This window comes from Aquitalea sp. ASV15, assembly GCF_016429115.1.
Classification (GTDB): domain Bacteria; phylum Pseudomonadota; class Gammaproteobacteria; order Burkholderiales; family Chromobacteriaceae; genus Aquitalea; species Aquitalea magnusonii.
Window position 1 is genome coordinate 1 of the sequence record NZ_JAELTZ010000181.1, and the last position, 316, is coordinate 316.

The following is a 316-nucleotide window of genomic DNA, read 5'->3' on the forward strand; positions in this document are numbered from 1 at the left end:
CCCCCCCCCCCCCCCCCCCCCCCCCCCCCCCCCCCCCCCCCCCCCCCCCCCCCCCCCCCCCCCCCCCCCCCCCCCCCCCCCCCCCCCCCCCCCCCCCCCCCCCCCCCCCCCCTTTTTTAATGATACGCCGACCACCGAGATCTACACTGTTGTTCGTTCGTCGGCAGCGTCAGATGTGTATAAGAGACAGGCTTTGAAAACACGGTCACCGCCGGCATTGTCTCGGCCAAGGGCCGCAGCCTGCCGGATGAAAACTACGTGCCCTTCATCCAGACCGACGTGGCCATCAATCCGGGCAACTCCGGCGGCCCGCTGT

1 protein-coding gene is annotated in these 316 nt (G+C 72.2%); it reads left to right on the forward strand.

Going from position 1 to position 316, the window contains the following annotated elements; translation table 11 throughout:
- Positions 1 to 197 (forward strand): hypothetical protein (locus JHD64_RS21415; protein WP_199055674.1); only part of this gene is annotated, 197 nt, incomplete at its 5' end.
- Between the last annotated feature and the right edge of the window lie 119 nt (positions 198 to 316).